Genomic DNA, 25,097 nt, shown 5'->3' on the forward strand with positions numbered 1-25,097 from the left:
GGTCCACGGAGAGGGAACAATGGCCTATCATTTCAGGCTTGAAACAGTCCTTGGGTTGCGGCGGAATCTGGAAGAGCTTGCCCAGCAGAAACTGGCCAGGGAACTCACCCTGCTTGAACAGCAGAAGTTGCAGCTTGCCGCGTTGAAGCAGCAGCGGCAGGAATTGATTGCCGAGTTTGAAGAAGAAAAGCAGCAACAGATGCTGGCCCCGATTTTTGCTTTTTATGTGGAGGGCATCTTCCGCAAGGAGCAGGAGGTCGAGGCTGGGCAAGCCTTGCTGGAGGCCCAGCGTGGGGCTGTTGCCCGGGCCAGGGAAGAGCTGACCTCCAAGGTGCAGGATAAAAAGGTTATGGAAAAGGCCAGGGAGCGGGATTATCAGAAATTCCTCCTGGCTGGCTTGAAGAAAGAGCAGAACGAGGCGGACGAGATGATGGTGCTTCGTTTCGGACGTAAGGGAAATCTCCACTAGGCAGGGACGGGGGTTCCACAACCCCTCGGATGGGACCATGAAAAAAAGCAACCGCAGATACCTTATACAAGTTGTCACCGTGCTCTTGACCCTGCTGGTGACCATCCCTGCTTTTACCGAGGAGAAACCCCCGGGAAGGCTCACGCCCCAGGAGATTTCCGGTGCCGCCGGGTTGAGGGAGCGTGAAGATGCCCTGGCCGCCAAGGAAAAGGCCATGGCCGAGAAGGAGAAGGAACTCTCCGCCCTGAACAAGGAGGTGGACGAGAAGTACACCAAGCTCAACGCTCTGCAGGAAGAACTCAAGGGACAGCTTGGCGGGGCGGTTAAGGGCAAAGATCAGCAGTTTAAAAACCTGATCAAGGTTTACAGCGCCATGAGTCCCTCCAAGGTGGCGCCCCTGCTTGATAAGATGGAGGATGCCGAGGCGGTGGAGATATTGCGAGCCATGAAAACCGAGGCGGTGGCGAAGATTATCCCCAAGCTGGGCCAGGACAAGGCGGTGCGGGTGAGCAGGCTTCTTGGGTTGCCCTAAGGAGTGTTGTCCGGTTTTGATTTTTCAGCCCTTCCGGCGGTTAGCCGGAGGGGCTTTTTTTTGTCCTATTCTCCCCCTCCCTTGACGGGAGGGGGTTTGGGGGGTGGGTGAAGGTGCCGACCTCCTGAATGACCATGCTCGCTAGCCCTGCCCCCCCCACCCGAACCCTCCCCCGCAAGTGGGGAGGGAACCTTGTCATCTTGCTCTTCATTTTCAGCTCCCGGCAATTCTTGCCCAACCCTGCCTCCTCATCCCTCTCTCGGTTTTTGGTGGGGGAATTCTTTTCCTCTCTTGCTGCCCTCGCGGTTTATTTTCAGGGAGCGCCACTGGTTATAGATATTATGTAACTTATTGTTTTTTCAGTATTATAGCTATATGTGGCGCTGGCTGATTCCATCGTGGCACACCTTTTGCTTTTGCTCATTGGCAAGTGCGCTCCATCCGGGCGCAAAAGCAAGATCAATCTTCCCAGGCGAGGAGTTTTTCAGTGGACGCACTCATGATTCCCATTGTGCAGGCCCCCAAGGCCCAGGTAACGGCGGCGGTTGAGACGAAAACCCCCGCTGGCCAGAAAACCGGGTCGAACTTTTCCGACTATATGGAAAAGAAGATGGCCACCGAACGCCGGGGCAAAAGCAACCTTCTCGGTACACAAAAAGCCAAGGCCACCCTTGCTTCCGCCGCTGACCGGAAGGCGTCTGCCACCGCTTCGGCAAAGAAGGAAGGGGCCGATGAGGCAACCACCGTCGCCGCCTTGTTGGGGCTGTTTGTCCAGGATCTCCAGAAGAGCGCAGGCGATCAAAAACTGGGACCTGGAGAATGGTCATTCCCGGTGCCTGATCCCGAGCTTCTGCAGAAGATCGCCAAGGATGCGGGCATGAACGAAAGCCAAATGACCGCGCTCCTGGAAAAAATGAAGAACCAGGACGGCAAGTTGAATCTTGCCGATTTTCTTGCCTCATTCTCCCGCCATTTCCAGACCTTGCAAGACGACGCACCCGTGACCGCGCCGGAAACCGATCTGCCGCTTCTCCAGAGCTTTCTCGAACGCCTCGGCGTCCCCGTGGCCGAGGTGAGCAAGATCAGCGAGACAGCGGTGCGGGGAGACAACACCCTTGATCTGCAAAAATTTCTCGCCGGGCTGAAGGATCTGCCCGAAGTAAGAATTACCGATATCACTCCGGTTGAAGCGGAACAGTTGCAGGATATTCTTGCCAATGCCGGGGTCTCCCAGCAGTTGCAGCGAGCCCTGTTACCCGAGCGGTTGCCGGTTATCGAAGGTCTGGTTAAGGATGGCCCGCCGGTGACGCTCACCCTGGATCGGCTGAAAAACATGTTGGAGCAGGGTGTTCAGGAGGTGAAGGCCAACAGGCTCCAGGCAGAGCCGCTTTCCTTTCTTGCGGATCTGCAGGAGGTGCTGACCAAGTCCGGTTTTGAAACCAAGGGGCCGAGTCTCTCTTCCGCCGTTCAGGGTTCGGTGGTTGCTATTTTTGAAAAGCTCATGAAAAGCGTTGATTTTTCCAAGGTCAAGGTACAGCAGGGAGCTGCGGAAGCGGCTCTGGAGAAAAAGCTGGACCAGACCAAGAATCTTTTTGCCTCCCAGGACGCGGATGCCGCAGCGCTGCTTGACGGGGAAACCGCGAAACCGGTTCTTGCCATGGACCACGACGGGCAGGTCGGACAAGACGGCAAGAACGCCTCTGCCAGCGGTGAACTCTTTACCGAAAACAGTTCCATCTTTCAAACCGAAGCTGTCGTGGCGGCCAAGGCGGAATCTGTCGGCGCGACCGCCGTTTCCAGTCAGGCAGCCAGACCTTTCGTGCATATTCCCAACATGCCCCATGGCCTCCAGCAACAGAGTTTCGTCCAGCTTTCCCAGGGCGTGCTCCAGGGATTGCGCAATCAGGAACATCATCTGGTTCTCAAGCTCTATCCCAAGGAATTGGGCGAAGTCAAGGTGGAGATGACGGTGCGCGACAATCAGGTTGCGGTTTCCTTTGCCATGGAGAATTCCCGGGTCAAAGAGGTGCTGGAAAGCAACCTGGAGCAGTTTAAGGAAAATATGGAAAAACAAGGTTTTACCATGGGTGAATGCATGGTGTCCTTGAGCCGGGACAACAATGACAGCAACCAAGCCTGGCAGCAGTTCCAGGCGGGTTCGCTGGAAAAAGGGGCGGGCCAACGGAGGACAACTCTGGCGGATCTGCCCGAGGATATACTCTACCAGCGGGCGCAGCCCGGAATTGGCCGTGAAAACGGTGTTGATCTGTTTGCCTGAGAACGAGAGAGGAAAAAACAATGACTACCACAGCAACCACCAGTTCGACTCTGCCGACCCAGGATGCCGCAGCCGTGAAAACGGTGGGCAAGAAAACCCTGGATCGTAACGATTTCATGACTCTGTTCATCACCCAGATGCAGCATCAGGACCCGCTGGAGCCCATGGACAGCACGGACATGGCCTCGCAGCTCGCCCAGTTTTCCAACATGGAAGCCACCATGAAGATGTCCGACAACCTGGAAAAATTGCTTGGTTACCAGGTGTCGCAGAACAATCTCCAGCTCCTGACCCTGATCGGCAAAGAGGTGCAGGGGGCCGGAAACAACATGGGCGTGGTGGCTGGGAAGGTTTCGACCACGGAATACACCTTGGCCGATGCCGCCGATTCCTGCCGGATTGAGATTTATGACTCGGCAGGCCGCATGGCGGACACCGTTGAGTTGGGGTATGCCGCCTCTGGTATCCATGAGTTGACTTGGGATGCGACAACACCCAGCGGCACCGTGGTTCCCGATGGGCAGTACACTTACAACGTGGTTGCCATAAATGCCTTAGGGCAGAAAGTTGATGTTGATTACCGTTCAACCGGTCGGGTCACCGGGGTGAATTTTGACGGCGGCAAGGCCCAGGTAACCGTGGATAATTCCATCGCTATGAATGTGGCAGATATCTTGGTGGTGAAGTGAGACCAATGAAAAATACAGCACAAGAAAACAGGAGGTAGAACATGGGTGTTTCAAGTTCGTTGTACGCAAGTATCAGTGGTCTCAGCACCATGGGCAACGCCATGAGCGTTTTGGGTGATAACGTTTCCAACGTCAACACCATCGCCTTCAAATCGAGCCGGGCGACCTTTCAGGATGTTCTTTCCCAGAGTGTGGCCACGGCCGCAGGCGCGGCCCAGGTCGGACGCGGTGTGACCATGACCACCATCGACGGCATATTTGCCCAGGGCTCGTTTGAGTCCACCTCCACCGCCACTGATCTGGCCATCGGCGGCCAGGGCTTTTTTATGCTCCGGGCCGCAGGCAGCGCCGAAGCGGACATGTACACCCGGGCCGGGGAGTTCCGTTTCGATAAGGAGGGCTATCTGGTCAATCCCACCGGCAATTTTGTCCAGGGGTGGACCCTGGACACCACCTCCGGCGAGCGACAGGGCACCATCGGTGACATCAACCTTGGCAAGACCACCCCGCCGGTTGCGACCACCAGCGTCCAGGTTATTGCCAACGTGGATTCCCGGAAGAACAACGAGGTTAACGAACTTAATCTATTCGAAGCCTGGAATGGGACCAACTCGGCGTTGCCGGTACCCACCTCCCCTATCAGTTCCAATGCCTACGAGTACACCACGGCCATCAAGGTCTATGACTCCGTGGGTGCAAGCCATGATCTTACCGTGTATTTCGACCGTACCACCAAGGATAACCAGTGGGAGTTTCTGGTGACCTGCGAGCCCAGCGAAGACAATCGGCGATTGGGCACTGGTCTTGACGCCGCCGGCGTCGTGGATGGCAGCAACGACGAGGCTTCCATCTACACCCCGGACGCCACCTACAACTACAAGAGCCATAAGGGTGCTGGCGCCCTGTTGTACGGGAAGATTGATTTTTCCACCTCCGGCGCCATCAACAATATGTCGGCCTGGAACGTGCCCCCCGACGGTGCCGTAGACCCGGCCCAGAACACCAACCGGCTTACTTTGGGGAATACGGACCAGTACTACTCCTTTGACGCGAATTTCACCGGTGCCACGACCAATCAGCAGATCGCCCTGAATCTCGGCGCCCGGTACAGCGGGCAAAGCACTGCCATGAGTCAGATACTGGTAAGCGGCAGCGGGGGCTACATCGACGCCGGTATCACGCCGATTACCAAAGAGACTCAATGGAGTGCGGTGAAGGACAGTACGGGAGCCACTGTTGCTGCCGGGGCGGTGATAAGTTGGACGGGATATCGGAACAATGGCGCCGCGGTCAGTGGTTCCTATACCATTCCCCCCCTCGGCGCTGGCAAGGTGCAGGATCTACTGGATGCGATGAATGCAAATGATACCGCCCCCTTCAACGGCTTTAACTGCACCTGCACCATCGATGCGGCGGGCAGAATCGTGATGACCGACAACAGTGGCGGACCCAGCGGCCTGGCTGTGACCACTTTTGGATTCGACACTGGAGTGAACCCTTTTGGTGCCAGCACTGCCACCACGAACAACTTTAATGTCACAACCTCCAAGCGGCAGGTTGTCTCCACAGGGAGGGCCGTGACCGCCGCTGGCGGTTCTACGCCGATTACCGCCGATACCCTGTTGACCAGCGTGTTTGACAGTGCCAGCAGCGCTCTTGTTCTAAATGATACGCTGACTTTTGTCGGAAAGCGCGGAGATGGCACGAACGTGAATAGCGTATTTACAGTGGGAACAAGCTATGGCCCCCCATTCACAACGGGAGGAGGGGCAAATGCCACGGTGCAGCATCTGCTTTCCTGGCTGGAGAACGCATTTGATGCCGAGGCCTCCATTGACGGCGCGGGCCGTTTGGTGCTCACCGACCGCCAGGCCGATGTGATCGGCGCAACCCCCAGTGCGCTTCTGGTTGATAGCTGTACCGCCTCGGGCGGAGATATCCCCTTTGGCGCAGCGGCAAACGATTACACTATCATCAATGCCGATACCAGCGGCGAGGATGGCAGCCGCGTCGGGGCTACAGTGAGCACATCCTTTAGCACCGAGGCGCTCTCCACTACCCAGTACGCCAACAGCTCCACCACCATCTTCCAGGATCAGAACGGCTTTGCCGCGGGCTTTCTCCAGTCGGTTTCCGTGGATACCGCCGGGATCATCACCGGCAATTATTCCAACGGGCAGGTCTTGCAAAGGGCCCAGGTGGCTCTGGCCAGTTTCAACAACCTGGCAGGGCTTCGCAAGGAGGGCGGTAATGTCTTTAGGGAAACCAGCGAGTCCGGTGCGCCCATCACCGGTCCACCGGCAACCAACGGCCTGGGCACGATCTCGCCCAACTCGTTGGAGCAGTCCAACGTTGATCTCGGCGCGGAGTTCGTCAAGCTGATCACCACCCAGCGTGGGTTCCAGGCCAACTCCAAGATCATCACCACCACCGACGAGATGTTGGCCGACCTGATCAACATCAAGCGGTAAGTCGTTTTTAGTCCAGGTCTCCTGCCTGATCCGGCGGTTCGGAAGATGTTTCCGGGCCGCCGGTTTTTTGTGGGGAAATCTGTTTCGCTGCTGTCGTGTGTTCGAGGCAACACGTCTTCCCCTCCCTCGACGGCAGGGGATCGAGGGGTGGGTGAAGGTGCCGACTGACCTTATCTTGGCTAGCTCCCCCTCACCCCAACCCTCTCCCGCAGGGGGAGAGGGAGTTTTCGTTGCCTTGATCTTCTGTGTCGTTTCCGATAGTGCTATCAAAATGTGACTGCAGATTGAGGGATGCTCCGCTATTATAGGGCATGAACAGCAAGCACAAAAAAAACGCTTGAGGCAATTTTTGCAGTTCCGACATGCAAAACCGTGGAATGGAGCTGTGTCGAGGCTTTGTTTGTGCGCTTGGTGCGGAAACCATCGAAGGCCCTCCTGGTTCTCGGGTACGATTTGTAATCAACAAGACGGTTGGCACCTTCCATGGGCTGCAGCCTTCAAAGGTTGCAAAGCCCTATCAGGTTGAAGATGTCCTAGTATTTCTTTTAGCGGCAGGAGTAAAAGAATGAATACCGAGAACTACAAGGGATATGCGGCACGGATTGAGTTTGACGCGCGCGATGATATCTTTGTCGGCCATATCGCTGGCAACCACGATATCGTTGGATTCCATGCCGATAGAGTAAAAGAGTTGCATGCTGCCTTTGAAGAAGCAGTCGATGATTACGTTGAAACCTGTGAAAAAATCGGGAGAGAACCGCAGAAGCCGGCAGCCGGCAAGCTCATGTTGCGGGTGCAGCCGGAGGGACACGCGGCAGCGCGATGAGCTGCGGCGCTTGCAGGAAAAAGTCTCAATCAGCGGGCGGCGAAAATCATCAAGAAGGCGGCGCAGGCGTAGAGCGGAGGCGAACTCCCTCTCCCCTGGCGGGAGAGGGTTGGGGTGAGGGGGAGCTGCCCAGGACACGGTCGTCGGCACCTCCACCCACCCCCCCCTGCCCCTTGTCGAGGGAGGGAAGTCTAGGATTGGAATGATTACCGTATCATCTGGAGCAGTTTTTCGTACAGATCGTCAACGGTGGAAAGGCTTTTGGCGTTGGCCTGGAAGCCGCGCTGGGTGGTGATGATATCCACCATTTCCCGGCCCAGATCAACATTGGACATCTCCAGGCTGTAGTTGGAGGCGGTGCCGAAGGATGGCTGGCCAGCGGTCCCGATTATTGCGGTGCCGGCCTCAGCTGAAGCGACGAAGCTGTTGTCGCCCATATTCTGCAACCCTTGCAGGTTCATGAAGTTAGCCAGCACCAGCTGGGCCTGTTGGATGTTCTGGCCGTTTGAGTACTGCCCGGTGATAAATCCCTCGCTGTCCACGCTGATATCTTGCAATCTGCCTTTTCCGTAACCATTCTGGCTTTGATACAGGATTGATGAAGGGGTTGCATAGTTGGTGGTGGTCAGCCCTGATGCTTGATACCGGTCTCCGAGGTCAACGGTGAAGGATGCACTCTGGTTGCCGAAGATCTGGGCAATGGTTGGATCGGTGAGGGGGGTAGCCCCGTTTGCGTTAGTGTGGGTAATCGAGGAGATTGCCAGCTGGCTTGCTCCCACTTCGGTGTCGGTGAGGGTGAGCTGGCCATCGACGATTCCCGCTGTGCAGGCAAATTGGGTTTCTATCCCGGCAAGGAAATTTGCCACCGTCTCGGTAGAATTCACGGTGTAGGTGTACGAGGCAGGGGTTCCATCTCCGGTAACGCCCTGAAGGGTGATTGTGTCCCCGGCCTGCACGGTGTTCCCCAGGCTGTCGGAGGCTGTATCCCAGGAGGAGGTTGCGCTGATGCGCCCCGAGGTAGTGGCCGAGCTGAACGCCGCGGCGGGACTTATCACCGCCTGTGGCGTCGGAGTAGTGCCAAAGCTCAGAGTTGAGGAATTATTGGTTGGTGTGCCGGTGAAATTGAAGTCGAAGCTGTAGTAGGATTCGCCCCTGGCCAAGGTAAGCAGATTGGCGGGGGTGGTTGGGGCAACGGTGCCATCGGGCGGCACATTCCAGCATTGGATATTGGTCAGGTCGCCGCTGTTTGAAAAGGAAAGAACGCCGTAGAGCAGAGCGCCTGCCCCTTTATCCGTTGCGCTGTCGTAGCGGGTGCCTCCGGCGTTCAGCCGCTGATCCAAGGCAGGATCGCAGGTGACCATGAATTCCTGTTCGTTGGGGTTTTTCGTGGCGTCGAAATAGACCGTCAGGTCATAGGTGGCCGAGGGCGTTGCAAAACCGGCGGTTTCATCGCCAGCGCCGTAGATGGTCAGTGAGGTTTTATAGTCGTAATTGTTTGTGGCGATGGGCTGGGTCGTGTTGGTCCCATCCCAGCTGTCAAACAGGTTGACCGGACTGGCGGCGGGTTCTTGCAGGGCCGGATTGTTCTGTAGGTTCAGCACAAGCTGTACCTGGCTGGTTGCCGACTGGGGGGCGATGTTCTTGATCAGGATATCGCTGGCCACGGTGGGCGAAACGGTGCTGGCGTTCAAGTTGTAGCCCTGCACGAATTGGCCGGTCTGGGTGACCAGGTTGGAGGCGTTGAGTTCCGCGCCCAGGTGGTCTGTTAGTTTAAAGTTTCCGGAACGGGTGTAGGTGTCCGCCGCTGTGGCGTCATCCCGGCGGACCATGAAAAAACCAGGGCCGCTGATGGCCATATCCGTGGCCTTGCCAGTGGTTTCGAGCGAGCCGTCTGTAAAGGAGGTTCCGATTTGGCCAAGTTGGACACCGTGACCAAAAGAGAGGGAGCCGAGGGTGGTTTCAAAGATATCCGCGAACTGGGTTTGGCCTGATTTAAAGGAGTTGGTGTTGACATTGGCCACATTGTTTGCCGTGACGTTGAGCTTTTGGCCCATGGCGTTCACGCCGCTTAACCCATTGTAGAAAGATGCCAATAAATCCATAGTGCGCCTCATGTGGTGTTCTGGATATGGAGCTGCCGCATTGTTGTAAAGCAAAACTCATGCCAGAAGAACAGTGTGGTGGAATTATTGGTATTGTTAGTTAATTCAGGTTGTTATGGGGGGAAGTTGCAGGGCGTGCCTTGGCGGGAACCGGGAAAATTTTTCCGGCGGCGGCAAGTCTGGGAGGGGGAGGGGAGGTTGTTGCCTGTCCGGGGCTAACCCAGCAGCGCGTCGAAGATGGCGAAGGCTTTTTGCACCACCGGAACCTCACCGTCGAGCTTCAGGTAGGATTTGCCGGCGATTTCTTGGGCCACCAGTTCGTTGCTTGCCGGCAAAAGGCCGCCCAGGGGCAGGTCGGTGGATTGAACCGCCTCGTCGATTTTGGCCAGTAACTCTTTGCTGGCCGGTTCCGGCACCCGGTTGACGATGAGGCATTTTTTCTTGATCTGTATTCCCAACGGTCCGGTGAGTTCGGCAATCCGTTTGGCGGTCATGATGCCCCGGGCCGATGGGTCCGAGACCACGATGAGATAGTCGATATCCCGCAGGTTCATGCGGCTTAAGTGCTCCATGCCCGCCTCGTTGTCCACCAGGATGTACTGGTAGTTGGTAGCCAGATGATCCATGGTCATGGCCAGATGCTGGTTGGCCGCGCAGTAGCAGCCCGGGCCGTCGGGCTGGCCCATGGCCATGAGGTCGAAGCCGGCGGCCTCCACCAGGGCCTGGTGCACCTTCATCTCCATGTACTGGTCCCGGGTCATGTTGGGCGGCATGTCGCCCTTGAGTTCCTTGCGGATCTGGCCGACGGTGTCGCCAAGCTTCAGCCCCAACAGTTCGTTGAGGTTGGCGTTGGCATCGGCATCCACGGCCAGGATGGGGGTCATCTTCCGTTCGGTCAGGTATTTGAGGAGCAGGGCCGAGATGGTGGTCTTGCCGACCCCGCCTTTGCCCGCCAGGGCGATAATTTTTGGCATCTGATTTCTCCAGTAATCGTCTTTTTAAGGCGGAGGCTTGTTCGGTTATTAGCGCTGTTGACACTTCTAAGTTTCCCCTCCCTTGACGGGAGGGGGTTGGGGGGTGGGTGAAAGCGGCAACACCGTCACAGATGCCGTCTCCCCCCCACCCTAACCCTCCCCCGCAAGGGGGGAGGGGATTTTATCCCCTTAATCTCGCTGCTCCTTCGCGTTGATTTGTTCTTTGGTAATGAACCCATCCAATATAGGAACCCGACCGGGGAATGTCAAAGGGAAAGCCGGCTGCAGGGGCGAACCGCCCGAAATCCCGGCGATTTTACCTTGCAACTTGCGGGCGAGCTGGTATGTTTGTTCGCTTGACCTCAGTTCCCAATATGCAGCTTAAGTCCTTAGAATAGATGGAGATCACCCATGGATTATCGGGCGACATTGAACCTGCCTCAAACCGATTTCAAGATGAAGGCCAACATGTCCCAAAGGGAACCGGAGGTTCTCAAGGCCTGGGAGGAGTCCGATCTTTACGCCAAGGTGCAGGAGCAGACCGCGGGCAGGCCCCTCTATATTCTGCACGACGGCCCTCCCTATGCCAACGGTCATATCCACATGGGCCACGCCTTAAACAAGATCCTCAAGGATATCATCCTCAAGGCCAAGCGCATGGCGGGTTTTCACTGCCCCTATGTGCCGGGCTGGGACTGCCACGGTCTGCCCATCGAACTCAACGTGGACAAGGATCTTGGCCCGAAAAAAAAGGAGATCAGCAAGCTCGCCTTCCGGGGCGCCTGTCGGAATTACGCCGGGAAATGGGTCAAGAAACAGAAGGATGAGTTCAAGCGGCTCGGGGTGCTGGGCGACTGGGAAAATCCCTATCTGACCATCGATTACAAGTACGAGGCGTCCATTGCCCGCGAGTTCAACCGCTTTCTCCTCTCCGGCGCGGTGACCCGCAGCAAGAAGCCGGTGCACTGGTGCTCCTCCTGCCGGACCGCCCTGGCCGAGGCCGAGGTGGAGTATTACGATCATACCTCGCCCTCCATCTATGTGAAATTTCCGGTGGCCGAGGATCTGGGCGGGGTCATCCCTGCCCTGGCCGGAGAGAAGGTCTCCGCCGTGATCTGGACCACCACCCCCTGGACCCTGCCCGCCAACCTGGCCGTGGCCTTCCATCCCGATTACCCCTATGCTGCGGTGCGGGTAGGGGGCGAGGTGCTGCTCCTGGCCGAGGGTTTGGTGGAGCAGGCCTTGGCTGCATGGGGCATCGACGATTACGAGATTATCGCCACCTTCTCCGCCAAGCTGCTGGAAGGAAAAAAGTGCAGGCATCCGTTTCTGGAGCGCGAGTCGCTCATGGTCCTGGCCCATTATGTGACCCTGGACACCGGCACCGGCTGCGTGCACACCGCGCCTGGGCATGGCCGGGAAGACTACCTGACCGGGATCAACTACAATCTGCCCGTGCTTTCGCCGGTGGGCAACGACGGCCGCTTCACCGAGGAGGCCGGGCCCTATGCCGGGCTCTTTATCTTTGACGCCAATTCGCAGATCAACGCGGATATGGCGGCACAGGGCTCGCTGATCAAGGAGGCCAAGATCTCCCACAGCTATCCCCATTGCTGGCGCTGCAAGAAGCCGGTGATCTTTAGGGCCACCGAGCAGTGGTTCATCTCCATGGAGGCCAACGACCTGCGGAACAAGGCCCTGGCCGCGATCAAGGACGTGCGCTGGATCCCTCAATGGGGGATGGAGCGCATCCTCGGCATGGTGGAGAATCGGCCGGACTGGTGCCTGTCCCGACAGCGCACCTGGGGCGTGCCGCTGACCGTGGTCTACTGCGAGCAATGCGGCGAGGTGCTCAATGACGAGGCGGTCATGGACCGCATCACCGCCCTGTTTGAAAAAGAGGGGGCGGATGCCTGGTTCAGCCATGAGCTGGCCGATTTCGTCGGGCCTGACCCCAAGTGCAGGAAATGCGGAAGCACCGAGTTCGTTAAAGAAGAGGATATCCTCGATGTCTGGTTCGATTCCGGGGTGAGTTATGCCGCCGTGTTGGAAGAGCGTCCCGAGTTGGCCGCTCCGGCCGATCTCTATCTCGAAGGCAGCGACCAGCATCGCGGCTGGTTCCAAAGCGCTCTTTTAGCCTCCATGGGCACCCGGGGCATCCCGCCCTACAAGTCCGTGCTCACCCACGGCTTTGTCGTGGACGGCCAGGGCAAGAAGATGTCCAAGAGTATCGGCAACGTCATCGCCCCGGAAGAGATCATCAAGAAATACGGGGCTGAGATTCTGCGCCTCTGGGTGGCCTCCGAGGATTACCGCGACGATATCAAGATCTCCGACACCATCCTCCAGCAGCTGGCCGATGCCTACCGCAAGATCCGCAATACGGTGCGCTTTATCCTCGGCAATCTCTACGATTTCGATCCGGCCACCAACACCGTACCGGACAGCGAGATGGACGAGTTGGACCGCTGGGCCCTCTATCAGTTCGAGCTGTTGAAGATGAAGGTGCTCAAGGGCTACGAGGGGTTCGAGTTCCATCCCGTGTTCCACGGCTTGACCAATTTCTGCACCGTGAGCATGAGCGCCCTCTATCTGGATGTGCTCAAGGACCGGCTCTACACCCTGCCCGCCAATTCCCGCGAACGGCGGGCCGCGCAGACCGCCCTCTATGAGATCGTCGATGGCCTAACCCGGCTCATGGCCCCGGTCCTCACCTTCATGGCGGCGGAGGTTTGGGATTTTCTCCCCGGCAAAGCCCACCGTGGAGATAATGTCTGTGTCGCTCTCTTTCCGGAGCTGAAGCCGGAGCGGGTTAGCGACAAACCCCTGGCCGAGAAATGGGACAAGGTCTTAAGGGTGCGGGGCGAATTGACCAAGGCCCTGGAGATTGCCCGGCGCGACAAGGTTATCGGCCATTCCTTGGAATCGGAGGTGGTGGTGGCGGCGTCCGGCGAGCTGGGTGAATTTCTGGCCGCCAACTGGGAGACCCTGCAAAGCGTGGCCATTGTTTCAAGGATGGAGCTGATGGGTTCCCTGCCGGAACCGGGCTTTGTCAGCCTCGAATTGCCGGAGCTCTCGGTGCTGGTGCGTTCGGCCAGGGGTGAAAAATGCGAGCGGTGTTGGCTGCGCTCCGAGGAGTTGGGCAGCGATACCGAGCATCCCACTCTCTGCCCTCGCTGTACCGCTGTGGTGCGCAATTGAAAAAGCCCGATTCGCCCATCATTCCGCTGGCCTGGCTGCTGGCGGTGGTTGCCCTCGATCAGGCGACCAAGGCCCTGGTCATGGACCGCTTTGCCATGTTTGAGTTGCTGCCTGTCATTCCCGGCCTGTTCAACCTGACCTATCTCACCAACACCGGGGCGGCTTTCGGCATGCTGGCCGGAGCCCAGACCATCTGGAGGCAGGTCTTCTTTGTCGGGGTGGCCGTGGCCGCCATCGGGGTGCTGGCCTTTTCCTTTCACCAGTTTCGTAAGCAAGGCAGAATCTTTGCCCACGCCATCGGCCTGATCGCCGGGGGTGCGGTGGGCAATCTCCTCGACCGGCTCCGGTTTGGCGCAGTGGTGGATTTTCTGGATTTTTATGTCGGCACCCACCACTGGCCGGCCTTCAATGTGGCGGACTCGGCCATCACCGTCGGGGTTGGCCTGTTCATCCTGGGTAGCATCTTGTACCCGCCGCAGGAAAGTGAAAAAGGCCAATAGTCAATAGTTGTTACGATGAATACCGTCCGCCCTGAGGATGTTGAAGGGTGTTTTGTCTGTGTTTTAATAGATTGATATAATAAGAAAAAAATATTGGAGTTCGGTTATGGCAGAGCAAAAGATAGCGGTTCTTTTTCCGGGGCAGGGCTCCCAGTTTTTGGGCATGGGCAAGGAATTTTTGGAAACGGACCCCGAGGCCCGCGCCCTCATGGCCATAGCGGAAACAATCAGCGGCTTTCCGCTCACCCGCCTCTGTGAGGACGGCCCCATGGAGGAGCTGACCCGTACTGTGCATCTGCAACCGGCCATGACCGTGATGAATCTCATCTGTTGGCAGGCTTTAGCCAGGGCTGGGGTGAAACCGGCATTTTTTGCCGGGCACAGCCTGGGCGAGTACGGAGCGCTTGCCGCCGCCGGGATCGTGAGCCCCGAAGACACCCTGGGTCTGGTCACCGAACGCGGCCGCTTGATGGAGCGCGAGGCTGCCGCAAATCCCGGCGGCATGCAGGCCGTGGTGAAACTGCCCATCGAGGCGGTGCGCGGGATCGTGGAAAGCGCCAAGGCTGCCGGCAAGATCACCGTGGCCAACCACAACTCCGCGGAGCAGATCGTGATCTCCGGCGAGGAAGCTGCCCTTGCCGCTGCCGCGCCCTTGGTCAAGGAGAAGGGCGGCAAGGCGATTCCCCTCAAGGTGAGCGGTGCCTGGCACAGCGAGCTGATCGCCGGCGCGGTCCCGGATTTCGAGGCGGCCATGGCCAAGGTGACCTTCAACGCCCCGGCCACGCCGGTCCTCTTCAACGTCACTGCCGCTTCCGAGAGCGACCCTGCCGCGATCCGGCAGATCATGGCCCGGCAGATCGCCTCCACCGTCCGCTGGTTGGAGATTGTGGAACGGCTGATGGCCGAGGAGGTGCGGGTCTTTATCGAGGTCGGCCCCAAGACGGTGCTCACCGGGCTTTTGGGCAAGATCATCCCGCCTGACTACGAGCACCGCTGCTTTCAGTTCGACACCCCCGAGGGGCTGGCGAAGATGCTGGAGGAGCTGTAAGGAAACCGCAAACCTGAAGGGAGAAAGGCGGGAAATCCTGTTCGGGTTCCCGCCTTGTCTGCCTATCCATTCAAACACTCCCCTGTTTCTCCCCGCGCACGCCAACTATTCCCGTATTTTTTCAGCATTGACAATCTGTTAGGTGCATGGGATTGTAGCTGACGGTGCATATGTTGCCCAGAAATTGCGGTGAAACAGCGGACGAATAAGAATTCGCACGATTTATCCGTATTCCGCATAACATCCCGCATAGCCCCGCAATCAGGAAAAAACAAGCATGCAATGCGTCAGGGTTGGCCTTGTTTACTCTATAATAACTAATGTTGGGCATCTTAAAATCGCTCGGGGTATTGAACATGACAAATGACGACTATCTCATCTTGCTCATTGAGACCGCTCTGGGTACGGCCGTCTTCTATGCTTTGCTTACGGTTGCTGGCTGGGGAACATCCGAACGGGTTCTCTTTGGTGCCGTCTTTGTCGCCATCATGTTTGCCATTGAACAACGTGGCATGTGGGCGGACGAACAGCACGGGCAAGTGCTTCGGATGCTGACGACAGGTTTCTCAACGAACAATGAATCTTTTTCTGAAGAGCTTGCGTCCATCCTTAAGCAGTCTCGCTTTGAACGCGAAACAGGACTTCTGGCTTTTGGCATTTTCACTCTCGTGGGCAGGTATGTGCTCTGGTTCGTACTTGCCTGGGCCATCCAGAGGTTTGGCCCCCAATGAATGAACCCGCGAGGCCCAACCCTGCAATGCTCCGGGCCTGCGCGAAGAAAAAACCGTGCTTCTGATTACTTGGAAAAATAATCGTTCGAGCGGGGGCGACTGCCATCTCAGGTATATTTTAGGAGTCAAGGGATGTCTGCAAGCACAGATAACACGTCTGAATTAATGGCGCCCATATTCATAGAATTCGGCAAAGCCGTTTTCGTTTGCCAATGTTTTGAATCTAGCCTTTGCTTACTTCTGTCCTTTATGAAGCACGAGACCTCCAAAGGCCAAGAAGGCGCATTTCAGGCGTCTTGGGATTTCCATTCGAAAAAAACCTTGGGCGCTTTGCTCAAGTTATTACGCGAAAGAATAGAAATTCCAAAAGATCTCGATGAATTTCTTGGTGAGGGAGTGGACAAGCGAAATGAACTTGTCCATGGTTTCCTTACACGCAATGTAGGGCGTCTCGCAGACCCGAAAGGGCGGCTTGAAATCGAACAAGAACTTATTGCCCTCAAGCGCGAAGTTAAGCGACGAGATGTTGCCGTGAATAGGTTGCTCGACGCACTATTTAAAAAATACGGTACGTCAAATAAGCAGCTCAAGCTCCATGCTGACCGAATATGGGAAAGTCTAAATTTCGAAGCACCAGGATTGGTGTAATTCGAAAGGTTTACTATGCTTGCCCAATTCTGTGGCTGAAAACTGGGCATAACTATTTAGATCCCATAAAAAAATATGCCCACCAACGTCAATTAACCTGACCGCGAGAACTGCTGGCATGTTGCTGCAAGCACCGGGCGCGGCAGGTTATTACAGCGTTGACCCCCGAAGACACCCGTAAGGAAATTTCCCACAATGGACATCCCACGGATATTCAACATCACTGAGAGTGCTCACCGCATCCACAACCCGATTACCCCCGAAAAGCTCGCCACTCTCGGTGCGGTGCTGCGTCTGGAATCGGGGGCCCGAGTGCTCGACCTCGGCAGCGGTTCGGGGGAGATGCTGTGCACCTGGGCACGCGATCACGGCGTCATCGGCATCGGCATCGACATGAGCCAGTTGTTCACCGAGCAAGCGAAACTCCGTGCTGAAGAACTCGGCGTCGCCGATCAAGTCACGTTCATCCATGGCGATGCTGCCGGCTATGTCTCTGACGAAAAGGTCGGTGTGGCAGCCTGTGTCGGCGCCACTTGGATCGGTGGGGGAGTCGCCGGCACTATCGAGCTTCTGGCGCGGAGCCTGCGCACCGGAGGGATCATCCTCATCGGTGAGCCCTACTGGCGGCAGTTCCCGCCGACGGAAGATGTTGCCAAGGGGTGTCTTGCCAACTCAATCTCCGACTTTCTCCTGCTTCCGGAACTTCTCGCCTCTTTCGGCCACCTTGGCTACGACGTCGTGGAAATGGTTCTGGCTGACCAAGACGGCTGGGACAGATACGAGGCGGCAAAATGGCTCACCATGCGCCGATGGCTTGAAGCCAATCCCGGCGACGAGTTAGCCAAAGAGGTTCGAGCCAAACTGACCTCGGAACCCGAGCGCTACGCCGCTTACACGCGTGAATACCTGGGCTGGGGTGTGTTCGCGCTGATGCCTCGGTGATGCTTGGCGCATCCGGCGGATCGTCAACGGCTGTGCCGCGCAACATCTGGTGGCTCGCCGAAATGTGATTGCGTCTGAATTCATTTCTTAGGGGCAACGTGCAACTAAGGGGTCAACTAAATTGCCGTCTTCGAAAAAGATTCAGATTCGTACAGGGTGGGGGCAGTTGTTGGCAGATTTGGTACTTGACAACCAGTGCCCGGCACAGTATCTTTGTCCGTTTTCCGGCCCGGAGAGGGTGAGGTGTGTCTTTTTTTAGGAATTATCGCGGCTGCCGGGCGTTTCCCCGCAGGCTGCTTGAGTGATTGACAGAATGTTTGAGTCGCTTTCAGACCGGTTACATGATGTTTTTAAACAGCTTCGCGGCCACGGCAGGCTGACCGAGGAAAACATCCAGGAGGCGCTGCGCGAAGTGCGCATGGCCCTGCTGGAAGCCGACGTCAACTTCAAGGTTGCCAAGGAGTTTGTTGCCACGGTCGCCGAGAAGGCGCTTGGCCAGGAAGTGGTTGGCTCTCTGGCCCCTGGGCAGCAGGTGATCAAGGTCGTTCACGACCAGTTGGTCGAGCTGTTGGGCGGGCAGACCGCCACCCTAGAGCTCAGCGGCCGTCAGCCCGTGGTCATTATGATGGTTGGCTTGCAGGGTTCCGGCAAGACCACCACCTCCGGCAAGCTGGCAAAAATGTTGCAGGGCAAGGGCCGCAAGCCCTACCTGGTGCCGGCCGACGTCTACCGGCCAGCGGCCATTGATCAGTTGACCATTCTCGGCCAGAGCCTCGGGGTGCCGGTGCATCCCTCCACCACCGACCAGGATCCGGTGGCCATCTGCCGGCAGGCCGTGTTTGCCGCCCAGAGCGGTGGGTATGATACGCTGATCGTCGATACCGCCGGCCGGCTCCATGTGGATCAGGAGCTCATGGGGGAGTTGGCCCGGATCAAGGATGCGGTGCAGCCCGCCGAGATTCTCTTCGTGGCCGATGCCATGACCGGCCAGGACGCGGTCACGGTTGCGGAAAAATTTAATCTCGATCTTGCCATCAGCGGCGTGATCCTGACCAAGATGGATGGCGATGCCCGCGGCGGCGCGGCCCTGTCCATCAAGAAAGTGACCCAGCGGCCCATCAAGTTCGTCGGCATGGGCGAAGGGCTGGACGCCCTGGAGCCGTTCCATCCGGATCGCGTCGCCTCCCGGATTTTGGGCATGGGCGACGTGCTCACCCTGATCGAAAGGGCCGAGGCGGTTGTTGATAAGGACAAGGCGGAAAAGCTCGCCAAGAAGCTCAAGAAAGAAGGGTTTTCCCTGGAGGATTTTCTTGGGCAGATCCAGCAGATCAAGAAGATGGGCAGCCTGGAGCAGATCATGGGCATGATTCCGGGGATGAGCCGGATCAAGCAGCTCAAGGACATGCCCAAGCCCGATGAAAAAGAGCTGGGCCGGGTGGAGGCGATCATCAACTCCATGACCCTCAAGGAACGGCGCAACCACGCTATCCTCAACGCGAATCGCAGAACACGCATCGCCAAGGGAAGCGGCACCACGGTGCAGGATGTGAATAAGGTCATCAAGAGCTACACGGACATGCTCAAGATGATGAAGCAGATGAGCGGCAAGCCCGGCGGACTGGGCGCCTTTGTCGGCGGGCCGAAGAAAAAGAAACGGCCCAAGGGGCTGTTCCGGTAGGTCCGCACTTTTATATGAGAATACGCACAGGACGCCCATGGGTGTCCTGTCAATAAGTTGAATAACCCACAGGAGGAAACATTACATGGCTGTACGGATTCGTTTGACCAGAATGGGCCGCAAGAAGAAACCTTTTTACCGCATTGTCGTAGCCAACGCCGAGGCGTGCCGCGACGGGCAGTTTCTTGAAGTGGTCGGCACCTACGACCCTTGCAAGCAGCCCGCCGAGGTTATCGTCAAGCAGGATCGGATTCAGATCTGGCTCGACAAGGGCGCCCTGCCTTCCGACACGGTGAAGAGCTTGCTGGCCAAGACCGCCAAAGTGGCGGCATAAGACTCCATGAAGGATCTGGTCGCATTCATAGCCACCTCGTTGGTGGATGATCCCTCTGCCGTCCAGGTTACCGAGACGGAAGGCGATGGCGCCGTTGTTCTTGAGTTGCGGGTAGCCAAGGAGGATCTTGGCAAGGTGATCGGGAAACAGGGCCGCACCGCCAGGGCCATCCGTTCGCTGCTTTCTGCCGCCGCCGGCAAGGACAACCGCAAGGCCCGTCTTGAGATAGCGGAGTAGGCTTTTTGGAAATCCTTGATGTCGGCGTTGCCCATGGCGGGCAGATTGCGGTGGGCAAGGTTGCCAAGGCCCATGGCATCAAGGGTGAGCTCAAGGTCTACCCTTTTTCCGGCAGACCTGATGATTTTCGCGGCTACCGGCTGCTGACCCTGGTCGAACCTGTCCAGGGGCTGGCCAAGCCGTATGAGGTTGAACTGTGCCGGCCTTTGGGCAACCTGGTTCTCCTTCAGCTTGCCGGACTTTCTGGCAGAAGCGCGGCGGAAGGGCTGCGCGGCTGGGAGGTGCGAATCGACCGGGAGCTTTTGCCGGTCCTCGGGCCCGGAACCTTTTACTGGCATGAACTGGTTGGGCTGCCCGTGCGCAGCGATGCCGGGCAGGAGTTGGGCCGGGTCACCTCGATCATGGCCACCCCAGCTCATGATATTCTGGTGATTACCGGGGCGGGCGGCGAGTATTTGATCCCGGTGGTTGCCGAATGTGTGGCTGGTTTTTCTCCGGACGGCAAGGCGCTGATGGTCACCCCGCCTCCGGGGCTGTTGGAAATGAATGCGGGTGGGACGCCTGGCGATGCGAGCTGAAGCTCCGGGGAGCGAGACCATCCGTTTTGACGTACTGACGATTTTTCCGGAACTGCTGGATTCTCCGCTCAAGGAGGGGATAATCCGCAGGGCGCAGGAGGCGGGGCAGATAACAATCGCCTGCCACAACATCCGGGAGTATGCGCTTGATAAGCATGCCATGACCGATGACCGCCCCTTTGGCGGCGGGGAAGGCATGGTCATGAAGCCGGAGCCGCTGGCCGCTGCAGTGCAGGCGGTGCAGGGTATGGCCCAGCCGCCAGGAAGGGTAATCCTCCTGAGCCCTCAGGGCAGGCCGTATACCCAGGCGGTTGCCGAAGAGTTGGCCGGGCAGGCGCGGTTGCTTCTGGTTTGCGGCCGCTATGAAGGGGTGGATGAGCGCTTCGCCGCCCAGTATGTGGACGAGGAAATTTCCATCGGCGACTATATCCTCACCGGTGGCGAATTGGCGGCCATGATCCTCATCGATTCCATCACCAGGCTGAGGCCGGGTGTGCTGGGATGTGCGGATTCGGCGGGCTATGATACCTTCAGCCGGGGCGGGCTCAAGTTTCCGCAGTATACGCGGCCCAGGCTTTTTGAAGGAATACCGGCGCCGGAGGTGCTTTTTTCCGGGGATCACGGGGCCGTGGCCGAATGGCGGTTTGTTGCCGCGGTTGAGCGGACCTTGGCTAAACGACCGGATCTGGTAGCGGGGATGCGTTTTAGCCCCAGCGAATTGAAGATTTTACAGCGGCAGGGACTTCTTGCCAGGCTGCGGGAAAGCGGCTGGAACAGTCGGCCGGAGGAGCAGTGATTCAACAAGGTGTGCAATGCCCGGAGCAAAACGCTCTGCGGCTCGATCTGGCCCTGGTCCATTATCCGGTCTGTAACAAAAACGGAGAGACCATCGGCTCGGCGGTGACCAATCTGGACCTGCATGATATTGCCAGGGCCGGCAGGACCTTTGGCATCGACACCTTGTACATCGTCACCCCTTTCGCGGATCAGCAGGCGCTGGTCAGGGATATTCTGGCGCACTGGCAAACAGGCCATGGGGCGACCTATAACCCGAAACGCAAGGATGCCCTGGCCCTGGTGCGGATTTGCCATGACCTGGCAGAGCTGTACGAACTGGTAGAGGCCAAATGGCAGCAACGACCGACGGTCCTTGCCACCAGCGCCAAGCCGAATGGCAATCAGCTGGATTATGCTGAAGCGCGGCAACGGATCTTTGCCGGCGAGCCGCATCTGATTTTGTTTGGCACCGGTTGGGGCATGGCACCGGAGGTATTTGCCGACGTTGATGCCTTGCTGCCTCCCATTGCCGGGTTTGGCGAATATAATCATCTCTCTGTCCGCTCAGCTGCGGCCATTGTTCTGGACAGGGTGTTGGGTAAGCATTGAAAAAACAGTGTGGGCGTGTATAATGGCCCATTGGAATCCGTTCCCATAAGGGGTTGAAAGAGGAAAAACTATGAACATTATTGAGCAGATGGAACAAGAGAATATGCGGCAGGACATGCCGGATTTTCGTGCCGGCGATACCGTGAAAGTGCATATCCGGATCATCGAGGGCAACAAGGAAAGGACCCAGCTTTTCCAGGGGGTTGTTATCCGCCGCCGTCGTGGAACTGCGGGGGCCAGTGTCACCGTCCGCAAGATCTCCCATGGGGTTGGCGTGGAAAAAACCTTTCCCTTGTGCTCTCCCAGAGTCGATAAGATCGAACTGGTGAGCGAGGGTCGTGTCCGGCGTTCCCGTCTGTACTACCTGCGCAATCTGCGCGGCAAGGCAGCGCGGATCAGGGAAAAAGGCCTCAACTAGCCTTTACCCATTGCCCGGAGCAGGAGCGGCCATGGTGCGGCTTTCTGTTCCGGTGCGCCTACATACTGCCGTCATTGCCTGGCCACGGGAAACCGTGGCCGTTTTTTCGTGGTCCTTTCGGATTATCTACAAGGTGGTGCGTCTTGCCCAAGGCGATAACACTGTGGCCGGCTTCTCCTGCCGGAGACACCTTTGCCATTGAACGATCTCTGATCAGCCAGGGCTACGCCATTGTGGCCGGCACCGACGAAGCAGGTCGGGGGCCGCTGGCCGGACCGGTGGTTGCCGCCTGCGTCATTCTTCCGCCCCGCTGTGAGTATCAGCAATTCCAAGATTCAAAAAAATTGAGCGCCAAGGCCCGTGGGGAGCTGGCGCAGCGTCTTGTTGTGCTTGAGGCCCAAATCGGGGTAGGCATTGTTTCCGCGGCGGAAATCGACCGGCTCAATATCCTGCAAGCCTCCCTGCTGGCCATGAAAAAGGCGGTGGAGAAGTTGCCCTGCCTGCCTGACTTTCTCTTGGTTGACGGCAAATTCATCGTGCCGATGGCTGTGGCGCAACAGGCGTATGTCAAAGGCGACTCGCGCAGCGCCTCCATCTCTGCCGCGTCCATTGTCGCCAAGGTGACCCGGGACGCGATCATGGAACAGTACCATCACGAATACCCCCAGTACAACTTCGCCCGGCACAAGGGCTATCCCACTGCCGAGCATCGGAGGATTATCCGGGAAATCGGCCCCTGTCCCATCCATCGCCAGAGTTTCAAGCCGGTGCGCGATTGTTCGGAAAAATAAAAGAGACGGGAAACATCTCCGTCGGGCAGCAGGGAGAAGCGCTCGCCTGCCAATATCTTTCCCGGCAGGGCTATCGGGTTATTGCCAGAAATTATCGGACCAAGCTGGGGGAGATCGATATCATCGCCGAGGAGCAGGGAACCCTGGTCTTTGTCGAGGTCAAAACCAGGCGCGGCCATCAATGCGGTCATCCCTTTGAGGCGGTGACCCCGACCAAGTGTCGGCAGATTTCCAAGGTTGCCCTGGAGTACTTGGCTGAGACGGGCAGGGAAGGGCATTCGGCCCGTTTTGACGTGGTGGCGATCAGTTTTGCTGGAGAGGCTGCGCCGGTGGTCGAGCTGGCGAAAAACGCTTTTGATCTGAGCTTTGGAGCGTGACGGTGCAGATTGGTGCTGAAAAAAAAATGTCCCCCTTGGGGATTACCATGGGTTGTCCGGTGGGCATCGGGCCGGAGATCATCCTGCGTTTTTTGTCCCAGACCGGGTCGCAAGCTGCCATGGGGGTGGTGGTCATCGGCGATGCCGGGGTCTTGCGCCGCTGCGGTGAGGCGCTGAAGATTGCGCTCCGGGTGGTTGACTGGCAGTCGGGCACGCCTGTGGAGCCACAGGCGCTCAATGTTCTCTCTCTGTCCGCTCTCGGCGATGGCCTTGTCTGGGGGAAGCCCACCCCGGAAACAGGCCGGGCCATGGGGGGGTATATCGAGGAAGCGGTGCGGCTTGTCCGGCAGGGACAATTGGCCGGCCTGGTGACCTGCCCCATCAGCAAGGGCGCGCTGAAGGCCGGGGGCTATCGGTTCCCAGGACACACCGAGATGCTGGCCGAGCTTTGCCAGGCAAGGGATTTTGCCATGATGATGGCGGGCGCCAAACTTAAAGTTACCCTGGTCACCATCCATCAAGCCCTGGCAGAGGTGGCTGGCGCCATTACCCCGGAGGCGGTATTGCGGATGATCGGGATCACCGGCCGGGCCCTGCGGGACGATTTCGGCGTGCGTGAGCCCAGGTTGGCTGTGGCAGGGCTGAATCCCCATGCCGGAGAAGAGGGCATGTTCGGCGATGAGGAACAACGGGTCATTGCTCCGGCTGTTGCGGCCGGGCGCCGGGCCGGTTGGCTGGTCGAGGGACCGTTTCCGCCGGATACGGTATTCAATAAGGCTGTGGCCGGGCAGTTTGATGCGGTGATCTGCATGTACCATGATCAGGGCTTGATTCCCTTTAAGCTCCTGCATTTCAGCGACGGGGTGAATGTGACCCTGGGGCTGCCCATTGTCCGGACCTCGGTGGATCATGGCACTGCCTATGATATCGCGGGCAAGGGGTTGGCTGAGCCAACGAGTCTGGCTGCTGCGGTTGCCATGGCCGGGGTCATTGTCGCCAATAGGCAAAAGCTGCCGGCTGCCGGCTGCCGGCTGTAAGTCGTATGCTGGCACCGTGTAACTCTTAATATCTCTGAAAAACTCCCCTCCCCTTGCGGGAGGGGTTGGGGGTGGGGGTAGTTACAACCTGCCGATGTAATGGCAACTTCCCCCTCTCCCTAACCCTCCCCCGCAAGGGGGGAGGGAATTAATTTGATGTCGATTAAAAAGTTATAAGGTACCAACAGCTGACATCTGCCAGCTGTGTATAAAGGATCTCACGGGATGGAAAGAAAAGGATTGCTCATCGCCTTTGAAGGAATCGACGGGACCGGCAAGACCACCCAGATAGAGCTGTTGGCCGAGATCCTGCGCCAACGGGGCTTGAGCGTGGTTGCCACCCGAGAGCCCACCGATGGGCAGTACGGCCGCAAAATCAGAGAGTTGTATAAGAATCGCAAGAGCGTCACCCCGGAAGAGGAATTGGCCCTGTTCCTTGATGACCGCCGCGAGCATGTGGCGCAGGTTATCGCTCCGGCCTTGGCCAGCGGGAAGGTGGTGCTCACCGACCGGTACTATTATTCCACCGCTGCCTATCAGGGCGCGGCCGGGCATGACCCGCAAAAAATCATTGCCGCAAATGAATTGTTTGCGCCGGTGCCGGATATGGTTATTATGCTGGAGGCGCCGGTGTCTCTTGGGGTGCACCGGGTGCAGAAGCTCCGGGGCGAGACCTTAAACGATTTTGAACAGGAAGAAACCTTGGCCCGGGTGGCCGGGATTTTTGCCGATCTTAAAGGCAAGAATATCCGGCGTATTGACGGAACAGGGAGTGCTGGGGCTGTGCATGCCCTGGTTATGGAAAACGTGGCCGAGCTTTTGTGTTAAGATTGCAACAGAGCAGGGAAAT

24 protein-coding genes and 1 pseudogene are annotated in these 25,097 nt (G+C 57.8%); 23 read left to right on the forward strand and 2 right to left on the reverse strand.

All coding sequences use genetic code 11. The features are described 5' to 3' along the window. Positions 1 to 19: 19 nt before the first annotated feature. The 6 genes and pseudogenes from ACZ46D_RS03355 to ACZ46D_RS03380 all read left to right on the forward strand — a co-directional run bounded on the left by ACZ46D_RS03355 (position 20) and on the right by ACZ46D_RS03380 (position 7,337). Positions 20 to 469: a flagellar export protein FliJ gene (locus tag ACZ46D_RS03355; RefSeq protein WP_464928623.1), complete on the forward strand. Its 450-nt coding sequence runs from the start codon at positions 20 to 22 to the stop codon at positions 467 to 469. A gap of 37 nt (positions 470 to 506) precedes the next feature. Continuing rightward, positions 507 to 1,001 carry a MotE family protein gene (locus tag ACZ46D_RS03360; RefSeq protein ID WP_464928624.1) on the forward strand — a complete coding sequence of 165 codons (495 nt, stop codon included), beginning with the start codon at positions 507 to 509 and terminating at the stop codon, positions 999 to 1,001. Between the two features lie 487 nt (positions 1,002 to 1,488). Continuing rightward, on the forward strand, positions 1,489 to 3,279 hold the full coding sequence (locus ACZ46D_RS03365) for a flagellar hook-length control protein FliK (RefSeq protein WP_464928625.1): 1,791 nt from the start codon (positions 1,489 to 1,491) through the stop codon (positions 3,277 to 3,279). Positions 3,280 to 3,299: 20 nt separating this feature from the next. Next, the gene (locus tag ACZ46D_RS03370) at positions 3,300 to 3,968 is read left to right on the forward strand and encodes a flagellar hook assembly protein FlgD (protein ID WP_464928626.1); all 669 of its coding nucleotides are present in this window, start codon (positions 3,300 to 3,302) and stop codon (positions 3,966 to 3,968) included. Between the two features lie 41 nt (positions 3,969 to 4,009). Then, positions 4,010 to 6,439, forward strand: coding sequence for a flagellar hook-basal body complex protein (locus ACZ46D_RS03375; protein ID WP_464928627.1), 2,430 nt, complete (start codon positions 4,010 to 4,012; stop codon positions 6,437 to 6,439). A gap of 565 nt (positions 6,440 to 7,004) precedes the next feature. After that, positions 7,005 to 7,337, forward strand: a pseudogene (locus ACZ46D_RS03380) (type II toxin-antitoxin system HicB family antitoxin). 134 nt (positions 7,338 to 7,471) lie between these two features. On the opposite strand, the gene ACZ46D_RS03385 reads toward ACZ46D_RS03380, so the two are convergent. Both ACZ46D_RS03385 and ACZ46D_RS03390 read right to left on the reverse strand, forming a co-directional pair. Next, positions 7,472 to 9,367 carry a flagellar hook-basal body complex protein gene (locus tag ACZ46D_RS03385; protein WP_464928628.1) on the reverse strand — a complete coding sequence of 632 codons (1,896 nt, stop codon included), beginning with the start codon at positions 9,365 to 9,367 and terminating at the stop codon, positions 7,472 to 7,474. Positions 9,368 to 9,582: 215 nt separating this feature from the next. Continuing rightward, positions 9,583 to 10,341, reverse strand: a complete 759-nt coding sequence (locus ACZ46D_RS03390) for an ATP-binding protein (protein WP_464928629.1) — start codon at positions 10,339 to 10,341, stop codon at positions 9,583 to 9,585. Positions 10,342 to 10,752: 411 nt separating this feature from the next. Here ACZ46D_RS03390 and ileS point away from each other — a divergent pair, with 411 nt between their 5' ends. The 17 genes from ileS (at position 10,753) to tmk (ending at position 25,075) form a co-directional block, all read left to right on the forward strand. After that, positions 10,753 to 13,542 carry an isoleucine--tRNA ligase gene (gene ileS / locus ACZ46D_RS03395; RefSeq protein ID WP_464928630.1) on the forward strand — a complete coding sequence of 930 codons (2,790 nt, stop codon included), beginning with the start codon at positions 10,753 to 10,755 and terminating at the stop codon, positions 13,540 to 13,542. Beyond that, entirely contained in the window at positions 13,539 to 14,042 is a 504-nt protein-coding gene (gene lspA / locus ACZ46D_RS03400) for a signal peptidase II (protein WP_464928631.1), read from the forward strand. The genes ileS and lspA overlap by 4 nt, the downstream gene beginning before the upstream one ends. Before the next feature lie 106 nt (positions 14,043 to 14,148). Further along, a complete protein-coding gene (fabD, locus tag ACZ46D_RS03405; protein ID WP_464928632.1) occupies positions 14,149 to 15,090 on the forward strand; it encodes an ACP S-malonyltransferase in 942 nt (313 codons plus the stop codon). 356 nt (positions 15,091 to 15,446) lie between these two features. Then, positions 15,447 to 15,821, forward strand: coding sequence for a hypothetical protein (locus ACZ46D_RS03410; protein WP_464928633.1), 375 nt, complete (start codon positions 15,447 to 15,449; stop codon positions 15,819 to 15,821). A 132-nt stretch (positions 15,822 to 15,953) separates the two neighbouring features. Beyond that, positions 15,954 to 16,469 carry a hypothetical protein gene (locus ACZ46D_RS03415; RefSeq protein ID WP_464928634.1) on the forward strand — a complete coding sequence of 172 codons (516 nt, stop codon included), beginning with the start codon at positions 15,954 to 15,956 and terminating at the stop codon, positions 16,467 to 16,469. Between the two features lie 195 nt (positions 16,470 to 16,664). Then, the gene (locus ACZ46D_RS03420; RefSeq protein ID WP_464928635.1) at positions 16,665 to 17,411 is read left to right on the forward strand and encodes an SAM-dependent methyltransferase; all 747 of its coding nucleotides are present in this window, start codon (positions 16,665 to 16,667) and stop codon (positions 17,409 to 17,411) included. 313 nt (positions 17,412 to 17,724) lie between these two features. After that, positions 17,725 to 19,089, forward strand: a complete 1,365-nt coding sequence (gene ffh / locus ACZ46D_RS03425) for a signal recognition particle protein (protein ID WP_464929247.1) — start codon at positions 17,725 to 17,727, stop codon at positions 19,087 to 19,089. 85 nt (positions 19,090 to 19,174) lie between these two features. Continuing rightward, positions 19,175 to 19,423, forward strand: coding sequence for a 30S ribosomal protein S16 (gene rpsP, locus ACZ46D_RS03430; protein ID WP_464928636.1), 249 nt, complete (start codon positions 19,175 to 19,177; stop codon positions 19,421 to 19,423). Between the two features lie 6 nt (positions 19,424 to 19,429). Beyond that, positions 19,430 to 19,660, forward strand: a complete 231-nt coding sequence (locus ACZ46D_RS03435) for a KH domain-containing protein (RefSeq protein WP_464928637.1) — start codon at positions 19,430 to 19,432, stop codon at positions 19,658 to 19,660. Positions 19,661 to 19,665: 5 nt separating this feature from the next. After that, on the forward strand, positions 19,666 to 20,238 hold the full coding sequence (rimM, locus tag ACZ46D_RS03440; RefSeq protein WP_464928638.1) for a ribosome maturation factor RimM: 573 nt from the start codon (positions 19,666 to 19,668) through the stop codon (positions 20,236 to 20,238). Positions 20,239 to 20,257: 19 nt separating this feature from the next. Then, positions 20,258 to 21,034 carry a tRNA (guanosine(37)-N1)-methyltransferase TrmD gene (gene trmD / locus ACZ46D_RS03445; protein WP_464929248.1) on the forward strand — a complete coding sequence of 259 codons (777 nt, stop codon included), beginning with the start codon at positions 20,258 to 20,260 and terminating at the stop codon, positions 21,032 to 21,034. Continuing rightward, on the forward strand, positions 21,031 to 21,624 hold the full coding sequence (locus tag ACZ46D_RS03450; RefSeq protein ID WP_464928639.1) for an RNA methyltransferase: 594 nt from the start codon (positions 21,031 to 21,033) through the stop codon (positions 21,622 to 21,624). Before trmD ends, ACZ46D_RS03450 begins: the two co-directional genes overlap by 4 nt. Positions 21,625 to 21,694: 70 nt before the next feature. Further along, on the forward strand, positions 21,695 to 22,042 hold the full coding sequence (rplS, locus tag ACZ46D_RS03455; protein WP_464928640.1) for a 50S ribosomal protein L19: 348 nt from the start codon (positions 21,695 to 21,697) through the stop codon (positions 22,040 to 22,042). A 143-nt stretch (positions 22,043 to 22,185) separates the two neighbouring features. Next, positions 22,186 to 22,833, forward strand: a complete 648-nt coding sequence (locus ACZ46D_RS03460; protein ID WP_464928641.1) for a ribonuclease HII — start codon at positions 22,186 to 22,188, stop codon at positions 22,831 to 22,833. Beyond that, positions 22,818 to 23,210: a YraN family protein gene (locus ACZ46D_RS03465; RefSeq protein ID WP_464928642.1), complete on the forward strand. Its 393-nt coding sequence runs from the start codon at positions 22,818 to 22,820 to the stop codon at positions 23,208 to 23,210. Before ACZ46D_RS03460 ends, ACZ46D_RS03465 begins: the two co-directional genes overlap by 16 nt. Before the next feature lie 2 nt (positions 23,211 to 23,212). After that, entirely contained in the window at positions 23,213 to 24,247 is a 1,035-nt protein-coding gene (gene pdxA / locus ACZ46D_RS03470) for a 4-hydroxythreonine-4-phosphate dehydrogenase PdxA (protein ID WP_464928643.1), read from the forward strand. A gap of 225 nt (positions 24,248 to 24,472) precedes the next feature. Continuing rightward, a complete protein-coding gene (tmk, locus tag ACZ46D_RS03475) occupies positions 24,473 to 25,075 on the forward strand; it encodes a dTMP kinase (protein WP_464928644.1) in 603 nt (200 codons plus the stop codon). Positions 25,076 to 25,097: the final 22 nt, after the last annotated feature.

The organism is Thiovibrio sp. Mzg5 (assembly GCF_055379285.1).